We start from the raw sequence: 19,371 nt of genomic DNA, 5'->3' as shown, positions 1-19,371 counted from the left end.
TACAAAATAGAAGAATAACACATGTCAAAGAACGAGGAAATCAATTCTATAGATCCAAACAGTATTTCTCAACAAGAATTACACGGGTATTTATTATCTGCCGTAGCGCCAAGACCTATTTGTTTTGCAAGTACGATTGATAAAGATGGCAATGTAAATTTGAGTCCGTTCAGTTATTTTAACCTGTTTAGTGTAAATCCGCCAATCATGATTTTCTCCCCTTCTAGAAGAGGTCGTGACAATACTACGAAGCATACATTAGAGAATGTGTTGGAGGTAAAAGAAACGGTTATCAATATCGTGAATTATGATATGGTAGAGCAAATGTCATTGTCAAGTACCGAATATGGCGATGGTGTAAACGAATTTGTAAAAGCCGGATTGACTCAAGTGCCAAGTGATAAGGTAAAACCGCCAAGAGTTGGAGAGGCGCCTGTAGCATTTGAGTGTGTGGTAGATCAAGTAATAGCATTGGGTGACGGACCCGGAGCAGGAAACTTGGTGCTAGCTAAAGTGGTACAGATACATGTAAAGAAAGCGTTTTTGGATGCTGACGGAAATCTAGATACTCCAAAATTAGACTTAGTTGCCCGCATGGGGGGTAATTGGTATTGCAGAGCAAATGGTGATGCATTATTTGAAATACCTAAACCAATACGTACCCAAGGAATAGGAGTAGATATGCTACCGGAAGCTGTTCGAAATAGCGTTGTGCTAACAGGCAATAATTTAGGTAGATTAGGGAATTTAGAAGAATTGCCTACTAAAGAAGCTATCGCCAAGATTACAGAACACGCTGAGGTAAAATCTATTTTAAATGGAGCTGAAGATGTTTTAGAAATACACAAATTAGCGCAACGGTGGTTAGCAGATGGTAAAACTGAAGATGCTTTAGCATTGTTGCATCTATAAACTGGCATTTAATGTAGCTTACATTTTGTTTATTGATTCTCTAGCCTCTTGATCATTTCTTTCATTTGCATAATTTCGCGCTCTTGAGCTTTTATGATATCATCGGCCAGCTTTTGAACCTCTGGGTCATTGATATTGGCGTTGGTACTTGTAAGTATTGCAATAGAATGATGTGGAATCATTGCTTTCATCCATGCAATGTCGTTTATTGGTAATTGATTTCTGACCAAGAATGTAGATAGTCCTATTATTAATAAACTTACACCTACAATGGTCATATTCTTTATTTTATTGGTATACATTTTACGCATAAATAGGAACATAATAATGGCCATGCCAGAAACGCCAATTAGGGTCATGTATAAACGTGTCCAGCTAAAATAAATATGGCTAATTTCATATGTATTGAAATACATGGTTATATACATGGAAAGTCCAGAACAAATACACATTAATAAAAACGTGGTATATTTCTGGTTTTCATTTTTTTCAGGATGTTCCATAAATTTCTGGTTAATTATTATCGTTTAAAAGTGATACGGGTTTAGAAGACATATACATAAGGGTGAACCAAAGGAGTTTCTTCAATGCCTTAATTTAAAAAATGAGACAAACAATTAAAAACAATGATATCCTTTGTGTTAGAAATTCTATGGAAAGCATCAAAATTTTTCTAATGGACTAATCTATTTGGTAGTATGGAGGCTAAAAATAATCTTGATGTGTAGCATCATCAGGTTCAATATGAATTAACACATGTTCTAGGTTAGGAATCTCTTTATTGAGATGGTCTTGTAATAGGTGTGCAATATCATGCCCTTTGGTAACCGAGATATTACCGTCTACCATGGCGTGCAAGTCAACATGAAACTTCATTCCCGCTTTACGAATAAAACATTTTTCGGTGCCTGTAATACCCGGTACTTCTAATGATTTAATACGTATTTCTTCTAAGAGGTCATCATACCGTTGTTCATCCATTATTTCTCCTAAAGCAGGTCTTAGAATTAAGTAGCTATTGTACAGAATAAAGCCCGATGCCATAAGTGCGGCCCAATCATCTGCTGTTTCATAACCTTCACCAAATATAACAGCAATCGAAATTCCTATAAAAGCCATGATCGAGGTAATCGCATCACTTCTATGGTGCCACGCATCTGCTTTTAAAGAGGTGCTGTTGGTTTCTTCGCTTTTTTTGATGACTACACGGTATGAGATTTCTTTCCATAGAATAATGATTCCTAAAACAATCAATGTCCATGGTTTAGGAACTTTATGTGGTATTTGAATATTTTCGATACTCTCATAAGCGATTACCGTGGCGGAAATCACCAAAAAAGCAACAACTAGAAATGTGATAATAGGTTCGATTTTTCCATGTCCGTATGGGTGATTTTCATCTGCAGGTCTTTCCGCATATTTAAAACCTAAGAGTACTAAAACGGAAGCAAATATATCTGTAGTAGATTCAATAGCATCTGCTATAAGGGCGTAAGAATTGCCAAAAAAGCCAGCAAATCCTTTAATTAAAGCCAAGCATATATTCCCTATAATGCTGAAATAAGTGGTTTTAATTGCGGTCTGTTCAATGCTCATGAAGCAAAGGTACTACACCAGAAAGTGAATATATGTGATAAGCTGTATTTATTGAATATTTTGGATAGGGTAATCGAATTTATGTTGCCTTTTTATATGCTTCAGTGAGCCAGGTTTTAAGCTCGGCATCAACTTGGGTCGCATCTATCAATTGAACCCTGTGGGTACACATAGAACCAAACGGTCCAGATGATTCTAGTCGGTCAGTGGTAGGCTTGTCTTTAATTTTTAGTCCGAGGTCGATTCTGGTTTTGGTAGCAGGTTTTATTAGTGCAAATTGTTTTTTGCGAATAATACTTACTGTTGTTTTTTTAGGAGTAATAGTAACATCACCACCTAAACTTTTTACTACGTTTAAAAGTGCTTCGTAAATTGGTATTAGGTTTTCCTTGCCTTTATATTGTTGGTCGACCAAATCAGCCGGTGAATTGTTTTTCTCTTTGGACAAGGTGACTATGGTATTCGCAAAACCATGGGTGACATTATGTTCTTTTTTAAGATAATTGACAGCTTCAGAATGCTTAGCGAATGTTTTTGTTTTGAGAATAGATTTCCATTCATTTAAAGACTTGCCGGTTTTCTCGGGCATATTATCAATCATGGTTTGCAGTGCCTTTTCCATATTAGTCCATTTAAATTCGGATAAATAAGTTACGATTTTTAAAATTTATTCTCAACCATAAAAACTTTTTCAGAAATTGATGTTCAACAGATTTAGACCTCAATTTTTAAATCAGGATACTATCTCAATTTTTCCATTAATAGTGCAAGAGGTTAATACGGTATTGAAAATAGTTCCGAATTTTTCAATGTTTTTTTTGAGTAAGTTCAGGTTTATACTTTTGTCTTGACTATTAATTATTAATTCATAATTGATTTCATCCATTCTTGGAGGTTTTTCCAATCTAGTAGCGCTTATTTTTATTTCAGCAGATGTGTATTCAAAATTCATAAAGTCAGAGAAACGCTCTACATTTTTAAGAATACAAGCAGCAAGTGAACCTAAAAATAATTCTGCTGGATTTGGTAACGTATCCGATGATTCAGCAATAGTTCCAAAAGCAATATCAGATTGTTTAATATGGAGGGCGGCATTTTGTTTTGAAGTCGAACTTGCGGAAATGGAATACTTCATTGGTATATTTTATGATTGACTATCAAGTTACCATATTTCTAAAAAAGAACGAATGAATTCTTTCTTAAATGGTATGATCAGAACTGTATAAAAATATTATAATCGGGTAAAACATTATCAATCTATCAATTTATGGCACATCAATTATTTTATGGACAAAAATTTGATGATTAGCTTCTTACAAAGCATACTTATGATTATAAGTGCTTATATTAGGTAAGACATAAATAAGACCGACCTATGGCGTTAAAAGTTGCAATTAAGCATAAGACAAAATATATTTATGATAGAAGCATAAACCTATCTCCACACATATTTAGATTGAGGCCTGCGCCACATAGTAGAACTCCGATAGAATCGTATTCAATAAAGATAAAACCAGAGAATCATTTCTTTAATTGGCAACAAGATCCTTTCGGAAATTATTTGGCACGAATCGTATTTCCAGAAAAGACTACAGAACTTTCGGTAGATGTTGAGATCATTGCTGATCTAAAAACGATTAATCCGTTTGATTTCTTTGTTGAAGAAGCTGTTGAAGAATTTCCTTTTACGTATTCCGAAGAATTAAAAAAGGAATTACTACCCTATTTAGAGAAGGTTGAAAGTGGTCCGCTTTTAAAAGAGTGGTTGGGTAAAATTGATATGACACCTAAGCGTAGTATAGATTTTTTAATTGGTTTGAACAGCGATTTATACAATTTTTTGAACTATACCTTACGCATGGATCCAGGGGTACAGACCTGTGAAGAAACCTTAAGTAGTAAATTAGGCTCATGTAGAGATTATGCATGGTTGTTGGTGCAGACACTGCGTCATTTAGGTTTGGCTTCACGTTTTGTTTCTGGATATTTAGTACAATTGAAGTCCGACGAAAAATCATTAGATGGTCCATCAGGTCCTGAAGAAGATTTCACTGATTTACATGCGTGGGCAGAAGTGTATTTGCCAGGAGCAGGCTGGATCGGTTTAGACGCAACATCTGGTCTTTTGGCGGGTGAAGGTCACATACCTTTAGCATGTACACCCTCTTATGAAAGTGCAGCGCCTGTAAGTGGATTTTCTGATTTTGCCGAAACTACTTTTGAATTTGAAAATTCCGTTACCCGTATATTCGAATCTCCACGGGTTACCAAACCATATACTGAAGAGCAATGGAAAGCCATTTATGATTTAGGCTTTGTGGTAGAAGATGAATTACAGGCAAATGATGTACGATTAACCATGGGTGGTGAACCAACATTTGTTTCTGTAGACGATATGGAGTCGGGTGAGTGGAACACCGAGGCCGATGGTGAGCACAAACGTAAGTTGGCAAGTAAATTGTCTTTACAATTAATGGATGTGTTCGGTAAAGGTGGAGTCTTGCATCATGCCCAAGGAAAATGGTACCCTGGTGAACCATTACCCCGTTGGTTGATAGGAATTCATTGGCGTAAGGATGGAGAACCAATTTGGAGAGAACCGAAATTATTGGCATCCTTTGCAGAAAAATATAAACTACCTGTAAATATTACAGAAGCGTTCTTGAATACATTGGCTAAATTTTTAGGAGCAGATAATGAATCTGTCATACCTGCTTACGAAGATGCTTTTTACTTTTTATGGGAAGAAGGTAAATTGCCTATTGATGTAGATCCAAAAAAATATAATAAGAACGATACGCACCTGCGTCGTAAGTTGGGTGATATTTTAGAGCAAGGTATTGGCAAAGCTGTAGGTCATGTATTTCCTTTAGTGAAAAAAGAAGGCAAATGGATTACCAATCAATGGAAGTTTAGAGGTAAACATTTATTGTTGACCCCTGGTAATTCATCTATAGGGCTTCGATTACCATTAGACTCTTTACCAAAAAATCCTGAAATTCCTTCTGAACCTACTGCCGAGCCAGAACTTTTTGAGAAACGACCTGATTTACCAGCCTATGGCATCGATTTAAAGCGAAGAAGAAGAAGGAAAAATGCAACAAGAAATCTCAAAAATCAACCTTTTGTACGTACGGCGATTTGTGCAGAGGTTCGAGAAGATAAATTATACTTGTACCTGCCTCCTTTAGATAGCGCAGAAGACTTTTTAGATTTGGTTGCGAGTATCGAGGCAACTGCTAAAAAACTGAAGACCCCAGTTATTTTAGAGGGGTACGAGCCGCCACGCGATAATCGATTAGAAGTATTGAAAGTTACACCTGACCCTGGGGTTATTGAAATAAATGTTCATCCGGCAAACAACTGGCAAGAGCTAACCGACAATACATTGACGCTTTATGCCGAAGCTAAAAAAGCACGTTTAGGTACTGAGAAATTTATGCTAGATGGTAAGCATACCGGTACAGGAGGTGGAAATCACGTAACCTTGGGCGGGGTTTCTCCTGCAGACAGTCCGCTATTGCGTAATCCACAATTACTGCGAAGTTTATTGACCTTTTGGCAGCATCACCCTGGGTTATCGTATTTATTTTCAGGAGCATTTATAGGGCCAACTAGTCAAGCGCCACGAGTCGACGAGACTAGATTAGAAAACTTGTATGAGTTAGAGATTGCATTTTCGCAAATACCCGACGATAAAGAAGTGCCATTTTGGTTGACCGATAGGTTGTTTCGTCATTTACTGACCGATATTACAGGAAACACACATAGGGCCGAATTTTGTATCGATAAATTATATTCCCCAGATTCTTCTTCAGGTAGGTTGGGAATATTAGAACTTCGAGCATTCGATATGCCGCCACACGCACAAATGAGCTTAATGCAAATGTTGTTGGTGCGTACATTGGTATCTTGGTTTTGGAAAAAGCCCTATAAGCATAAGTTGGTGCGTTGGGGTTCTGAACTACATGATAAATTTTTGTTAGAGCATTACGTAAAAGAAGATATAAAAGATATTGTTGGGCAATTAAACGATGCGGGTTATCCGTTTAAGTTAGATTGGTTCGACCCGTTTTTCGAATTCCGTTTTCCATTATATGGCATGGTAGAAATAAATGCGATGCAATTAGAACTTCGTATGGCCATAGAACCTTGGAATGTATTGGGTGAGGAAATGACTGGGCGAGGTACTTCGCGTTATGTAGATTCTTCATTAGAACGCATTCAGGTAAAACTTAACAATTTCATTTTAGAAAGGTATTCGCTGACCTGTAACGGAATTAAAGTAGACCTTAGTCCGACCGGAACAAAAGGTGAATATGTGGCAGGTGTGCGCTTTAAAGCTTGGGACCCTTGGTCGGCGTTACATCCAACTATTGGTGTAGATACCCCATTGGTATTTGATATTGTAGATGATTGGAATCAAAAGTCTATTGGAGGATGTACTTATTTTGTGGCACACCCTGGCGGACTTTCCTATGATAATTACCCTATAAACAGTCTTGAGGCGGAATCACGAAGAATAAATAGGTTTTGGGATATTGGCTTGACCCAAGATGAAGAAACACCGAAAGAATTGGTCGCTACAACAAATTTTAAAGGTAGAATGGTAAAACCTAAGTCAGGTTCAAATACATTTGTGTATAAGGAAATGCCAGTCAATCCTGAATATCCACATGTAACCGATTTACGAAAAAAGTAATGCCAACAACGAAAACCAGCGGGTTTAATAATTATGATACCCAAAAGGGCAATGATGAAATGTATTCATTGAACAGTGGAATGAAGCCCTATTGGAATAAATTATTAACCGAATTTGACACTTTAGGAATAACAGGATTGACCGCCCGTCAAAAAGATATTGACTGGTTGTTATCAGAGAACGGTGTCACCTATAATGTATATAATGACCCAAAAGGGATGCACAGACCTTGGAATCTGAACGTGGTTCCTTTTATGTTGCACCAAGATGAGTGGACAAAAGTAGAGGTAGGCTTAAAGCAAAGGGCAGAACTGCTCAATTTGGTTCTTAAAGATGTCTATGGCGAACGAAAGCTGATAAAAAATGGCATTGTGCCCTATGAAGTTATTTATGGTCACCGTGGTTTTCTAAGGCAATGTTCTGGTATGGAACTTAAATTAGAACAGTATCTATCCATTTATGCAGCAGATCTTTGCCGTGGTACAGATGGGCGATTGTGGGTAGTAAATGATCGTACAGAAGCACCTTCAGGTATGGGGTATGCATTGGAGAATAGATCTACTACAAGTAGAATTCTGTCAGATATGTACGCCGAAATGAAGGTAAATCGATTGTCTGGCTTCTTTCAAGAATTCAATCAAATGCTTATTGATGCGGCACCAGGTAAAAAAGAGAATCCAACAATTGTAATATTAACTCCCGGTTCGCACAACGAAACGTATTTTGAGCATGCCTATATGGCTTCGTTCTTAGGCTACCCGTTAGTTCAGGGTAATGATTTGGTAGTGCGAGATGGTTTTCTGTGGATGAAATCATTGCAAGGTTTAAAGCAGATAGATGTGGTTTTACGTAGGGTAGACGATGCGTTTACAGATCCGTTAGAATTGCGTGAAGATTCCCATTTGGGCGTTGCCGGATTGCTAGATGTAGTACGAAGAAAAAATGTAGCTGTCATTAACCCTATTGGTAGCGGAGTAATTGAAAATCCAGGATTGATTCCTTTTATGCCTGCAATTGCAAAGTATTTTTTGGAGGAAGAATTAAAATTACCTCAGATTGCGTCGTGGTGGTGTGGGCAAGTGAAAGAAAGAAACTATGTGCTAGAGCATATATCTGAATTGGTAATAAAGAGAATAGATCGCACCAATAGAGAGAGTATATACTTTTGTGAGCAAATGAGCGCTAAAGAATTAGAAGAGCTTAAAAAAGTTATTATAGAGCGCCCTTATCGTTTTGTTGCGCAAGAGCGAATTAATTTTTCAACCGCACCTAATCTTTCCAAAGATAAACTAGAACCTAGAAATGTGGTCGCTAGATCATTTTGTATCGCATCAAAAGGTGAATATTCTGTTATGCCTGGCGGTTTGGTACGAGTAGCACCCGATGGTGAAACCGTAAGAGTTTCAAACCAAAGAGGCGGTACAAGTAAAGATTTTTGGATTTTGGATGATGCAGAAATAAAAGAAGACAAAAACAGGCATTGGCAAAAGAAATCATCGATAGCTATTTCTGGTCTTGATGATCTACCAAGCTTAACAGCAGAGAATTTATATTGGGCAGGTCGTTATGTAGGTCGTACATTGGTCAATGCACGATTTCTGCGTACGGTAATGCGCCAAATGGCAATAGTGCAGAACAGAGATGAAAAGCCAGATTCTGAGAAGCTTAAAGTACTGTTTAAAGCAGTTACTCAGTTAACGGGTACATACCCAGGTTTTATAGAAAAGGATAAGAACGGTAATCTGGCAATGGACAATCCGTATGAAGAGATGCTATCCGTTATTTTAGATAAAAATAGAATAGGTAGTTTGGCACATACCATTAGTATGTTCAGTAATTCCTATTACTCCATTCGTAATCTTTGGTCATCAGACATGTGGCGCGTGTTTGAGAATATTCAGAAACTATGGAATGCCTTGGTAGAAGGTGAAGACCATTCAATCAATAAAATTTTAAAAGTGTTGAATCAATTAATTACCCGCTTAATTGCATTTATGGGATTGATTGAAGAAAGCATTATGGTACAACAAGGTTTGTTATTATACTTTATAGGCTTACAATTAGAGCAAAGCACTTTAAATATTACCAAATGCAGAGCCTTGTTGACAATAAAGTATGATGAGCAGGTTGAGTATGATCTGCTAGAATATTTATTGACCAGTCATGAAAGCTTAAATATTTATAGATACAGTTATCGCTCTCATATAGAGTTGGCACATGTGTTAGATTTGGTAGTGTTAGATTTGGATTATGCACGTTCGTTGACCTTTATGATTAATAGAATTCAAAAAGATATTGCACGTTTGCCACATTCTAAACATGACCATCAATTAAATAATTATCAAAAGTATATTTTCGAGGCATTTTCTAAGTTGAGGTTGGCAGAGTCTACAAAGTTGGCAATGACAAAATCAGAAACAGATTTTAAACGAGAAGAATTAGATACGCTTTTAGAGGAGCTTTCAGATTTGTTGTATAAGGCATCGCAGTCCATTTCCAATACCTATTTCAATCATACAGACAAGCAGACCCAATTGTTTACGCAGTCTTTTCCTATTTGATTATGATATTTAACGTTACACATATTACTAAGTACGATTATAATGCTCCTGTAAGCTATTGTCATAATATAGCCACGCTACGCCCAAGAGAATCTAAAGGGCAAGAGTTATTAGAATACAGTATTGATATTTCGCCAGAGCCGGCAGAGATAAGTGAGCGAGTAGATTTCTTCGGTAATTATATTACCCGTTTTTCTATACAGACAGAACATAAAACCTTAAAGGTTACTACTCGGAGTAAAATTAAAAGAGAGTATGCCAAGTTTCACGAATCGTTCAAGAGTGATGCCTGTAAGAGTATAACGATGAACGATGCATTGGCAGCATTAAATGGCATGCACCCAGAAATTCTAGAGGCTAAGCAATACATATTAGAATCTATTTTTATAAGAAGAACAGATAAGGCAATACGTGATTATGCTGAGGTTTCTTTTAAAGGGGAAAGGTCTGTATTTGAAGCCGCTTATGAATTGATGCAACGTATTTATACAGATTTTGATTTTGATTCAGAATTCTCCACAATATCTACTCCTATAGAAGAGGTAATGAAAGAGAAGAAGGGTGTCTGTCAAGATTTTGCCCAAATTGCCATTGCCTGCATACGTTCGGTTGGTTTACCGGCGAGGTATATAAGTGGGTATATAGAAACATTACCTGCACCGGGTAAAAAGAAGTTGGTAGGTGCCGATGCATCGCATGCATGGTTCGCTGTTTTTATACCAGGTTTTGGTTGGGTAGATTTTGATCCTACCAATAACCAAATACCCAAAGACCAGCATATTGTAGTGGGGTGGGGTAGAGATTATTATGATGTACCGCCTTTAAAAGGAGTAGTGTACGGCAGTGGACAGAGTAAATTGCATGTATCAGTTGATATAGCTTCCGTATGATAAATTATATAGCTAGTTTATTAACTGTAAAACTAAAACCCGAAGAATTTTAAGATCAGATAAAAAACTGAAGGGTATAACAAACATCCAACCCCAGTATAAAATGTAGCTGTTAAAGCTCCATAAGGCACAAGCTTCTCGTCAGTTGCGGCCAAACCGGCTACTACACCACTCGTAGTACCTATAAGACCGCCGAATACAACTGCCGCATGCGGATTATCCAATTTTATTCTTTTTGCGATTACAGGTGTGATGATAGTTGTAAAAATTGTTTTAATAACACCCGTTGCTACACTTATAGCAATCACATCTGAACTGGCTCCTAATGCTGTACCGGTTACAGGTCCTACAATGTAGGTGCCTGCGCCCGCAGCAATGGTGGTCATGCTTACAGCATCGGTGTACCCCATGAAATAAGCAATGGTTGCACCTAAAGAAAAGGTCACGGTTACCCCAATAAATAGCGAAATAATACCTGCAAGTCCGGCCTGCTTAATTTTTGAAATATCGGCACTCATGGCTGTAGCTACAACAGCAAAATCTCGAAACATGGAACCGCCTAAAATTGCCATGCCAGCAAAAAGTGGAATATCGGCCATACCTTTTTTATTACCTGTAAATGCGAGCGCCAAACCAATGAGAATGGCAATGGCAACACCAGGTATTTTATTACGTAAGAGCTTTTTAGAAATTAAAAATGAAAACAGCATTACAAAACCAACAAAGAGAAAGGCAAATATGAGTCCGTTTTTAGCAATGACTTTATCAATGATTTCCATGCTTAGTTTTTAGGGCTAGTATCATTTTTACCGATTTTGGAAAGTACGGGTAGAAGCATCATACATGCAAAAGTGGTTACAATGCCGGCAACGACAGCAACGAAGCCACCAGAGACGGCTGCTTTTACATTCAATGTTGCGGCCATTGCAACAATAATCGGAATATACATGGAACTCCAAAACAAGATGCCTTTCTCTGTCTCAGGAACTAACCATCCTTTTTTTCGAAGGTAAATACTAGATGCGATCAATAGAATCATCGCAAAGCCAACACCTCCAATATCGCTATTAATGTTAATCAGTTTTCCTAAGAGATTCCCTAATAGTTTTCCAACTAAAAAACATGCTGCCAATAGTGCTACCCCGTAAATTTTCATTGGATGATTTTTTAAATAAACAGTTTTTTAATTTCGTTTTTGGTAACCTTACCCATAACATTTCTAGGTAAGTCATCTTGAAAAACAAACCTTCTAGGAGTTTTGTAAGCTGGTAATTTTTCTTGAATCCACGAGGTTAAATCATCGGTAGATAACTCTCCGAATTTTAAGATGATACTTGCACCAATAATTTCACCCCATTCTAAATCTGGAATACCAACTACGCCACAATCCTTAATATTCGGATGTGTGCGCAGTACTTCTTCAATTTCCAATGCCGAGATTTTATAACCCCCAGATTTAATAATGTCTACAGAGTTTCTACCTAAAATCTGATAGCTATCAATATCGAAAATGGCTATATCGCCAGATTTAAACCATCCGTCTTGCGTAAATGTCTCTGCCGTGGCATCTGGTTTCCCCCAATATTCTTTAAATACATTAGGCCCTTTAATTTGAATTTCTCCTTGTTCACCAACAGCAACAGCATTGTTATTTTCATCTGCAAGTCGAATAGATACCCCGTGTAATGGTTGGCCAATATGACCTGGTCTACGTGTGCCGTTGTATGGGTTACTAATTGCCATGCCCATTTCTGTCATTCCATAACGTTCCAATAATGTATGTCCGCTTATATCTTTCCATTCTTCTAAAACACTAACCGGCAATGCAGCAGATCCTGATACCATGAGCCTAAATTTGGACAAATGGTCGGAAATTGCTAATTGTTCATTTTGGGGAAGTTCGTTGAAGTAGGTGATTAATTTAAAATAAATGGTGGGTACTGCCATGAATATATTAAGCGCGTCTTTCGAGAAAATATCAAATATAGCTTTCGGGCTAAATTTTGGTAAGAACTCACAACAGGCACCACTCCATAAGGCACAACTCAACATATTTATGATACCGTGTACGTGGTGCAGTGGTAAAACATTCAGCACATGGTCATTTTTGTTCCACTCCCAAGACGTTGTTAGCGCCGTAATTTGTGCTTCAATATTGGCATGAGTGGTTACCACACCTTTAGGTAGCCCAGTAGTGCCACTTGTATATAAGATAAGTGCTCTTCGGTCTAAGGTTATTGTGGGTAACTCACATTTTTTAGGAGTAATATCTGCATATTTTAGAAATTGAATATTGGTGCTTTTAAAAAGAGGCGAAAGCAATTCTTCGAATGCTTCGGTATAGATGACTGTAGTTGCTTTAGTGTCTTCTAGTACATATTGAATTGATGGTAAGGGATGCTTTTCGCATAAAGGAACTGCAATACCACCAGCTCTCCAAATTCCCCATTGAACGGCGGCATATGAAAAACTAGCAGGAACTAGAAATGCAATTCTAGCTTCGTTTAAATCTTTTTGGTCTTGTAGAAGATAAGCGGCAACGGATGCTGACTGCTCTAATAATCGATTGTATGTATAATTTTGGCCATCACTTTTAATGGCAATTCGTTCGCTGAACGAATTGGCTCTTTCAATTAATGTTATCATGGTTTATGGTTGCTTAAAAAATAGACTGCCAAACAAGGTAAGCACCAATTCTGAAAACGCCAAAATTGAAAGGATATTTACACATTCAAGAGTTTAATGTGATATTGATAAACTAGGGGTGAAATTTTGATGAGATTAATGATGTAGTTGTATTTTTTTATTAAAAAAGAATTGATGTAATTTAGAAAAACAACCTCGGCAGATAAGTATTTAGTCTCTTTGAATATTAGATAAAAGCCATACCTGCCAAATTGGTTAGTTCCCCCGAAATACCTCTTCAGCAGGATGGCCATAGTATTAAAAGTTATAGTTTATGTTTAGTGTTTAAATTTCTAGTTATACGATTTCAAAACTAAGCGCATTTTGTAAAACGGAGTTACGGTTTTCCGTAAGAGTGATGTAAAAATTCTAATTTTATATTAGACCTAAATCTTTTACGATTGCCACAAGATGTATGGCATTGTTGGCATTGAACTGGATACGTAATTTATTAAGTCGTTTTTCTATAGAGCTTAGGCTGGCAGGTGAAATATTCTCTTTTCTATACAAAGCACTTATTTCATCTTGTGATAATCCTTTACTTAGATTGTCTAACAGGGAGATATCATAGTCATCAATTTCTAATTCGTTTGCGCTGCTAAAAGCATTGGACACTTCAGGAGATAAGAAAGTTTTACCCACAGCTATTTCGCTAATGGCAAGACTTAAGTTTTTAAGTCCGTTTCTACTTTTACAAACATAGGCATCTATATTATGTTGATTGAAAAGGGTTCTAACGGCTTGCAGTCTATCCTCTACAGAGTAAACGATTACCTTAAGGTCGGGGAATTCTTCCTTTAACTTCTCCACCAAAGCGTGTCCAGAAGTGTACGTTTGTAATCTATGATCTACTTTGAAAGACAAATCAGAGACGACCAAATCATAAGGTTCTTGATCAAGATCAGCTCTTTTGATTTTTAAATACGCGTCATCGCAATATTGAACCTGATCAATATGTGAAACTCCTAACTCTGTCAGTAGGGTATGTACACCTTTATTGATGTCTTCCATATCCTCTGCGATTAAAACTTTTTTGAACATGCGCTAAATTATTATTGATACCTTAAAGCCATCACCTTGCTTAGATTCAAAAATAATAGTTCCTTTTAAAGAAGCGATACGGGATTCCGTATGTTGAAGTCCATTTTTTTTAGAAAGATCACATCCCACTCCGTTATCACGGTAATTTATATGAATTTTTGATCCCACTTTTTTAAAGACCAAGGTTACAAAAGTCGCTTGACTATGTTTACGCATATTTGTCATTAACTCTTGTAATACCCTGTAAATAGCAGTTTTATTTAGTTCATGTATAGTGTTCCAAGGTATTTTAGACAGGTTACGGGTTATTACATTTACATTACCGTTTTTATAACCTAACAGCAAATCATTTAATTGAATGCCAAAATCTTGATTAAGGTCAATTGCGCTATTTTCTCTCGAAATATCTCTTGTTTTAGTATAAATTTTCTCCATTTCATCTATCAACTTGTTATCGATATTTGAATTATTCTCAAGAGAAGCCATTAGTTTATACACATCATTTGCAACTTCATCATGTACTTTTTTGGCAATTCTGGTTTCTGTCTTATAGATTTCTTCAATCTTCGCTTTTCTATATCTATTACGATAAATAAAGTAGGAGCCAATTAAAATTAGAAAAATGACAAAGGCTAGCGATTGGTATGCTAGTCTTTTACGAGATTCAATTTCTTGAAGTAATTTACTGGCTTGTGTTTTTTTCTGTTCTTCAGCTACATTATATTTTAGAAAAGCATTTTTGTTTTCCGCAACTTGTTTGGCTTTTGCAATACTATCGGTCAATTTTCTATATTCATGAATAAGTGGATTTTTATTCATATCCATAAGTTTAGAAATGGATTCAAGTTTAAAGGAATTACTATTGATTTTGTTAGATAAAGACAGCGCTTTTTCTGCATAAATAATAGCATTGGTAGTATCTTTTTTGTCTAAATAATACTCAGATAAGTGGGTATTACTAGCATGAAGACCAATAAGATCACTATTTTTTTCTCGTAGCGCTAAAGCACTCTGCAGATTTTCAAAAGCCTCTGGTAAATTAAGTTTAGATTGTATATACCCAAGGTTATCAATTATCAAAGATTTTTGGTTGTCGTTATTTAATTGCGAATGTTTATCATTTAGTAATGTATAAATGCCTAAGGCATTATTAAATTCTGTTAGGTCTTTGTATATGTTTGCTTTATTGTTGAGAATAACAACACTATCATTTAGCTTGTGGGCAATGGCTAAAGCTTTGTCATAAGTTTTTATGGCTTCCGAAAAGTTATCAGAAGCTCTATAAATTCTACCAAGTTGATTGTAAAGACCAACTTTTGCATTAATCAGCGTATCTCCTGAAGTCATCGATTGTATAAGGTCTAGCGCTTCAACAATGTGGTTTTCACTATTAAAATTGTTTCCAATTTTGAATTCAGCAATAGATAATAACCTTAAATCATATATGGCGCTTAAGGTGTCGTTTGTTTTTAAATCAATCTGTTTTTTTTTGGTGAAGAATTGAATTCCAGAAGGAAGATCTAGTGGTACAGATGGGTTTGTAATGGCATTATGGTAATAGCGAATGGTGTCATTTGATATTTGTGCTATGGAATAAAAAGGTAGTAGTAAAATCCAAATAAAGAGGAAAAATATATGGTTGGGAGATGGCACTTTTTTGTATTCCATTCCTCTAAAGTAAAAACAATTTGTGTATTTACATTTCTGATTTAAGTAATGTATCGTGTAAAATTTACATTAATTAAAGGCATAAAGTTTATCTGTCTGATAGTTAAATAATTAGGTAGTTTTAATTTTGAACGGCAGTATTCTGTTTTGGTAATATAAAAACAAAAAGAGCACAAAATCTGGCGTAATGCCATAGATTTTAATGCTCTTTTCCAACTAACAACTTAAATATGCACTTTTATAAGGCTACAGAGAATGAGTGTTTAATTCATTTATAGATGCCTTTATGCTTTATGACCGCATTTTTTTGATTTTGGCTAAGGTATCTTTAACCAAAGCTTCTAATCCTGCGTAATCTTTATTTGCTAAAATATCTTTACTGATAAGTTTAGATCCCATACCAACGCAAGTAACTCCAGAATCGAACCAAGCTTTAAGGTTGGCTTCATCTGTACTTACACCACCTGTTGGCATTATGCTTGTCCAAGGTTGAGGTCCTTTAATTCCTTTTACAAAACCAGGTCCGTAAAGGTCTCCAGGGAATAATTTTACAATTTCACAGCCCATTTCTTCGGCTTTGTTTATTTCCGTTAAAGAACCACAGCCAGGAGACCATAATACTTTTCTACGGTTACAAACAATTGCTATATCTTCTCTTAAAGAAGGTGTTACAATAAAATTTGCGCCAATAGACATATAGTATGAAGCAGCTGCAGCATCTGTAATTGATCCTACACCCATAATCATACCTGGAAGATTTTTAATTGCGTATTTGTTTAATTCAGAAAACACTTCAAAAGCGAAATCGCCACGAGCGGTAAATTCCATTAATCTTGCACCACCATCATAACAAGCTTGTAATATTTTTTTACCTAACTCTATATCTGGGTGGTAGAACAAAGGGACCATACCAGATTCCTTCATTACATTTGCTACTTCTATTCTTGAATATTGTGCCATTTGTATTTTTATTTCTCGGTTAAAATTTTGTTGAAATCGTATTCTGAAGGGTTGGGTACATATTTTTTTGCATCCTTGTAATCACCTTCGTTTACATAGAATAGGTTTTGGAAACATAACTCAGCTAATTCTGAATTAATATCTACCAAACGAGGTGCAATTTTGCCATTCTCATCTTGAATATCCGATAAGAATAGGGGCGTTATTTCCCCTCTAGAATTAGCGGTGACCATACAGCCACTTTTACCTTCGTCAAATAATTTTTTTACGCCTAGACCTAAAACCGTACATAGTGTAAGGTCAAAACCTATGGGCCTGCAACAGCGTAATTCGTAGCCCAGTTCAACCGGTCTACTTTTAATATCAATACCTAACTCCTTTAATTTTTTTTGAACTAGCATATTAAAAATATGCGCTTTACTAACATTCCCTAATTCTGGATGTCCGTGATCATCATAGGTAAAACTAATACCACATTTATCCAATTCAGATTCAGGCATATTATGAAAAACTCCTTCACTAATTAGAGCTACACCATAATGGATGTCTTCAATTTTACGTTTGATCATGGAAGAAATTACCATACGTACCACTTTATCAAAAGTGATAGAAGTACGGTTGAACATTTCAGGAATAATCATCATTGGAAAGTGGCAACTTGCTGCAATTCCAAATGCCAAATGCCCTGCGGAACGCCCCATAGTAGACATTACAAACCAGTTTTGGCTGGTACGTGCATCTTCATAAGTTGTATTGCCAATACGTACACCTTCATCCTTTGCTGAGTGAAAACCGAATGTTGGGTTTCTATCTGGTAAGGGTAAATCGTTATCAATGGTTTTGGGTACGTGAATATTAGCAATAGCTATTCCTTCTTTCTTTAAAAAACCAGTAATTCTGTTGGCAGTAGAAGCTGTGTCGTCACCACCTATACTTACCAACAGTTTTACGTTATTATCAATAAACAGGTTAGTGTTTAGTTTTTCGTTTTTAGGTTTAAAACGGCTCATAATTAATGTTGAGCCACCCCTGCTAAAAATCCTATCTGCATGGAAAAAATCAAACTCCTTGATTTTAGGATTTTTATCGAATATTCCTTTAAAACCTTCATGAAGTCCTAATACTCTGTAGTCATCTTTTAAAAATGCTTTTGCAACGGTACTGATAACGGTATTTATACCTGGTGCAGGTCCGCCACCGCAAAGAATTAAAACAGATTTTTTAGACATATTTAGATTTTAAAGGATATTTTAAGTGTTATAATTGAGTTGAATTATCTAGCAACTCTACCAGAAGCATCACCACCCATTAGTTTCTCTACTTCAGAAACTGTTACTAGGTTGGCATCTCCTTTAATTGTATGCTTTAAACATGATGCAGCAACTGCGAAGTCCAATGCATTTTGGTCATCTTCTGGGTATTTTAATAATCCGTAGATCAAACCTCCCATGAAAGAATCTCCACCACCAACTCTATCAACGATATCTGTAATTTGGTATTGGCGTGTTTCGTACATTTTAGAACCGTCCCATAATACACCTGCCCATGTGTTGTGCGATGCAGAGATAGAACCTCTTAAAGTAGTAATTACCTTTTTAGCTTTAGGGAATTTCTTCATCATTTGCTTACATACAGATAAGAAAGCTTCCGCTTTAACATCGGCACCATCTTTATGAACATCCAATCCTTCTGGGTGAATTCCAAAATGCTTTTCAGCATCTTCTTCGTTCCCTAAAATAATATCGCAATACTCAGTTAAACCAGCCATTACTTTTTCTCTGTGAGCATCGTCACAGTATGTCCAAAGTTTAGCTCTATAATTTAAATCTGTAGAGATTGTAATTCCTTTTGCACTTGCAGCTTTAACAGCTTCTAAACAAACATCAGCGGCTCCTTGAGATATTGCTGGTGTAATACCTGTCCAATGAAACCATTCAACACCTTCAAAAACAGCGTCCCAATCGATCATTCCTGATTCAATTTCTGCAATTGCCGAATGTGCTCTGTCATAAACTACTTTACTACCTCTAGATACTGCTCCGGTTTCTAAGAAATAGATACCTAAACGGTCACCACCATAAACGATTTTATCTACTCCAACACCTCTTTTACGCATTTCCATCATCGCACATTCACCAATATCATTCTTTGGCAAACGTGTTACGAAATCTACAGGAACACCATAATTAGCTAAAGAAACCGCTACGTTAGATTCTCCACCACCGTATACGACATCAAAATTATTGGCTTGTGAAAATCTTAAAAATCCTTGAGGTGCTAAGCGAAGCATTATCTCCCCGAATGTTACTACTTTTTTCATGTTGACTATTAGTTAAATATGTAATAATTTATTGCT

General features: G+C 36.3%; 16 protein-coding genes. 4 read left to right on the top strand and 12 right to left on the bottom strand.

The features are described from left to right. The first annotated feature begins 21 nt into the window (after nucleotides 1-21). Nucleotides 22-912, top strand: coding sequence for a flavin reductase family protein (locus tag BM296_RS00565; protein WP_091900626.1), 891 nt, complete (start codon nucleotides 22-24; stop codon nucleotides 910-912). A 29-nt stretch (nucleotides 913-941) separates the two neighbouring features. On the opposite strand, the gene BM296_RS00560 is transcribed toward BM296_RS00565, so the two are convergent. The 4 genes from BM296_RS00560 to BM296_RS00545 all read right to left on the bottom strand — a co-directional run bounded on the left by BM296_RS00560 (nucleotide 942) and on the right by BM296_RS00545 (nucleotide 3,643). Further along, on the bottom strand, nucleotides 942-1,415 hold the full coding sequence (locus BM296_RS00560; protein ID WP_091900624.1) for a DUF305 domain-containing protein: 474 nt from the start codon (nucleotides 1,413-1,415) through the stop codon (nucleotides 942-944). A 202-nt stretch (nucleotides 1,416-1,617) separates the two neighbouring features. After that, entirely contained in the window at nucleotides 1,618-2,508 is an 891-nt protein-coding gene (locus BM296_RS00555) for a cation diffusion facilitator family transporter (RefSeq protein ID WP_091900622.1), read from the bottom strand. 79 nt (nucleotides 2,509-2,587) lie between these two features. Continuing rightward, complete coding sequence (locus BM296_RS00550; protein WP_091900620.1) at nucleotides 2,588-3,130, bottom strand: DUF4287 domain-containing protein; 543 nt, start codon at nucleotides 3,128-3,130, stop codon at nucleotides 2,588-2,590. A gap of 111 nt (nucleotides 3,131-3,241) precedes the next feature. After that, on the bottom strand, nucleotides 3,242-3,643 hold the full coding sequence (locus BM296_RS00545; RefSeq protein WP_091900617.1) for an OsmC family protein: 402 nt from the start codon (nucleotides 3,641-3,643) through the stop codon (nucleotides 3,242-3,244). Between the two features lie 240 nt (nucleotides 3,644-3,883). Between BM296_RS00545 and BM296_RS00540 the strand changes: the two genes are divergently transcribed. From BM296_RS00540 to BM296_RS00530, 3 genes are read left to right on the top strand one after another with little or no spacing between them, the layout of a single operon-like run. Beyond that, nucleotides 3,884-7,210, top strand: a complete 3,327-nt coding sequence (locus tag BM296_RS00540; protein WP_091900615.1) for a transglutaminase family protein — start codon at nucleotides 3,884-3,886, stop codon at nucleotides 7,208-7,210. Continuing rightward, complete coding sequence (locus tag BM296_RS00535; RefSeq protein ID WP_091900613.1) at nucleotides 7,210-9,771, top strand: circularly permuted type 2 ATP-grasp protein; 2,562 nt, start codon at nucleotides 7,210-7,212, stop codon at nucleotides 9,769-9,771. Before BM296_RS00540 ends, BM296_RS00535 begins: the two co-directional genes overlap by 1 nt. Nucleotides 9,772-9,773: 2 nt before the next feature. Next, complete coding sequence (locus BM296_RS00530; protein ID WP_091900611.1) at nucleotides 9,774-10,661, top strand: transglutaminase family protein; 888 nt, start codon at nucleotides 9,774-9,776, stop codon at nucleotides 10,659-10,661. Between the two features lie 32 nt (nucleotides 10,662-10,693). Here BM296_RS00530 and madM read toward each other — a convergent pair whose 3' ends face one another. The 8 genes from madM to BM296_RS00490 all read right to left on the bottom strand — a co-directional run bounded on the left by madM (nucleotide 10,694) and on the right by BM296_RS00490 (nucleotide 19,335). Continuing rightward, complete coding sequence (gene madM / locus BM296_RS00525; protein ID WP_091900609.1) at nucleotides 10,694-11,440, bottom strand: malonate transporter subunit MadM; 747 nt, start codon at nucleotides 11,438-11,440, stop codon at nucleotides 10,694-10,696. Nucleotides 11,441-11,442: 2 nt separating this feature from the next. After that, complete coding sequence (gene madL, locus BM296_RS00520; protein WP_091900607.1) at nucleotides 11,443-11,817, bottom strand: malonate transporter subunit MadL; 375 nt, start codon at nucleotides 11,815-11,817, stop codon at nucleotides 11,443-11,445. Between the two features lie 11 nt (nucleotides 11,818-11,828). Further along, nucleotides 11,829-13,307 carry an acyl-CoA synthetase gene (locus BM296_RS00515; RefSeq protein WP_091900605.1) on the bottom strand — a complete coding sequence of 493 codons (1,479 nt, stop codon included), beginning with the start codon at nucleotides 13,305-13,307 and terminating at the stop codon, nucleotides 11,829-11,831. A gap of 414 nt (nucleotides 13,308-13,721) precedes the next feature. Then, complete coding sequence (locus BM296_RS00510) at nucleotides 13,722-14,387, bottom strand: response regulator (protein WP_091900602.1); 666 nt, start codon at nucleotides 14,385-14,387, stop codon at nucleotides 13,722-13,724. Nucleotides 14,388-14,390: 3 nt separating this feature from the next. Then, nucleotides 14,391-16,055, bottom strand: coding sequence for a tetratricopeptide repeat-containing sensor histidine kinase (locus tag BM296_RS00505; protein ID WP_091900600.1), 1,665 nt, complete (start codon nucleotides 16,053-16,055; stop codon nucleotides 14,391-14,393). 291 nt (nucleotides 16,056-16,346) lie between these two features. Continuing rightward, entirely contained in the window at nucleotides 16,347-17,015 is a 669-nt protein-coding gene (locus BM296_RS00500) for a bifunctional 4-hydroxy-2-oxoglutarate aldolase/2-dehydro-3-deoxy-phosphogluconate aldolase (protein ID WP_027066115.1), read from the bottom strand. Between the two features lie 8 nt (nucleotides 17,016-17,023). Beyond that, nucleotides 17,024-18,244 (bottom strand): 6-phosphofructokinase, encoded by a 1,221-nt coding sequence (locus BM296_RS00495; RefSeq protein WP_091900598.1) that lies wholly within the window; start codon nucleotides 18,242-18,244, stop codon nucleotides 17,024-17,026. Nucleotides 18,245-18,288: 44 nt separating this feature from the next. Further along, the gene (locus tag BM296_RS00490; RefSeq protein WP_091900596.1) at nucleotides 18,289-19,335 is read right to left on the bottom strand and encodes a sugar kinase; all 1,047 of its coding nucleotides are present in this window, start codon (nucleotides 19,333-19,335) and stop codon (nucleotides 18,289-18,291) included. Between the last annotated feature and the right edge of the window lie 36 nt (nucleotides 19,336-19,371).

Origin of the sequence: Maribacter stanieri (genome assembly GCF_900112245.1) — a bacterium.
GTDB lineage: Bacteria > Bacteroidota > Bacteroidia > Flavobacteriales > Flavobacteriaceae > Maribacter > Maribacter stanieri.
This window is presented reverse-complemented; position numbering and strand designations above follow the sequence as displayed.

Excerpts from the sequence above, each read along its gene's own strand:
- BM296_RS00565 (WP_091900626.1), top strand. The coding sequence starts at position 22 with ATGTCAAAGAACGAGGAAATCAATTCTATAGATCCAAACAGTATTTCT.
- BM296_RS00560 (WP_091900624.1), bottom strand. The coding sequence starts at position 1,415 with ATGGAACATCCTGAAAAAAATGAAAACCAGAAATATACCACGTTTTTA.
- BM296_RS00555 (WP_091900622.1), bottom strand. The coding sequence starts at position 2,508 with ATGAGCATTGAACAGACCGCAATTAAAACCACTTATTTCAGCATTATA.
- BM296_RS00550 (WP_091900620.1), bottom strand. The coding sequence starts at position 3,130 with ATGGAAAAGGCACTGCAAACCATGATTGATAATATGCCCGAGAAAACC.
- BM296_RS00545 (WP_091900617.1), bottom strand. The coding sequence starts at position 3,643 with ATGAAGTATTCCATTTCCGCAAGTTCGACTTCAAAACAAAATGCCGCC.
- BM296_RS00540 (WP_091900615.1), top strand. The coding sequence starts at position 3,884 with ATGGCGTTAAAAGTTGCAATTAAGCATAAGACAAAATATATTTATGAT.
- BM296_RS00535 (WP_091900613.1), top strand. The coding sequence starts at position 7,210 with ATGCCAACAACGAAAACCAGCGGGTTTAATAATTATGATACCCAAAAG.
- BM296_RS00530 (WP_091900611.1), top strand. The coding sequence starts at position 9,774 with ATGATATTTAACGTTACACATATTACTAAGTACGATTATAATGCTCCT.
- madM (WP_091900609.1), bottom strand. The coding sequence starts at position 11,440 with ATGGAAATCATTGATAAAGTCATTGCTAAAAACGGACTCATATTTGCC.
- madL (WP_091900607.1), bottom strand. The coding sequence starts at position 11,817 with ATGAAAATTTACGGGGTAGCACTATTGGCAGCATGTTTTTTAGTTGGA.
- BM296_RS00515 (WP_091900605.1), bottom strand. The coding sequence starts at position 13,307 with ATGATAACATTAATTGAAAGAGCCAATTCGTTCAGCGAACGAATTGCC.
- BM296_RS00510 (WP_091900602.1), bottom strand. The coding sequence starts at position 14,387 with ATGTTCAAAAAAGTTTTAATCGCAGAGGATATGGAAGACATCAATAAA.
- BM296_RS00505 (WP_091900600.1), bottom strand. The coding sequence starts at position 16,055 with ATGGAATACAAAAAAGTGCCATCTCCCAACCATATATTTTTCCTCTTT.
- BM296_RS00500 (WP_027066115.1), bottom strand. The coding sequence starts at position 17,015 with ATGGCACAATATTCAAGAATAGAAGTAGCAAATGTAATGAAGGAATCT.
- BM296_RS00495 (WP_091900598.1), bottom strand. The coding sequence starts at position 18,244 with ATGTCTAAAAAATCTGTTTTAATTCTTTGCGGTGGCGGACCTGCACCA.
- BM296_RS00490 (WP_091900596.1), bottom strand. The coding sequence starts at position 19,335 with ATGAAAAAAGTAGTAACATTCGGGGAGATAATGCTTCGCTTAGCACCT.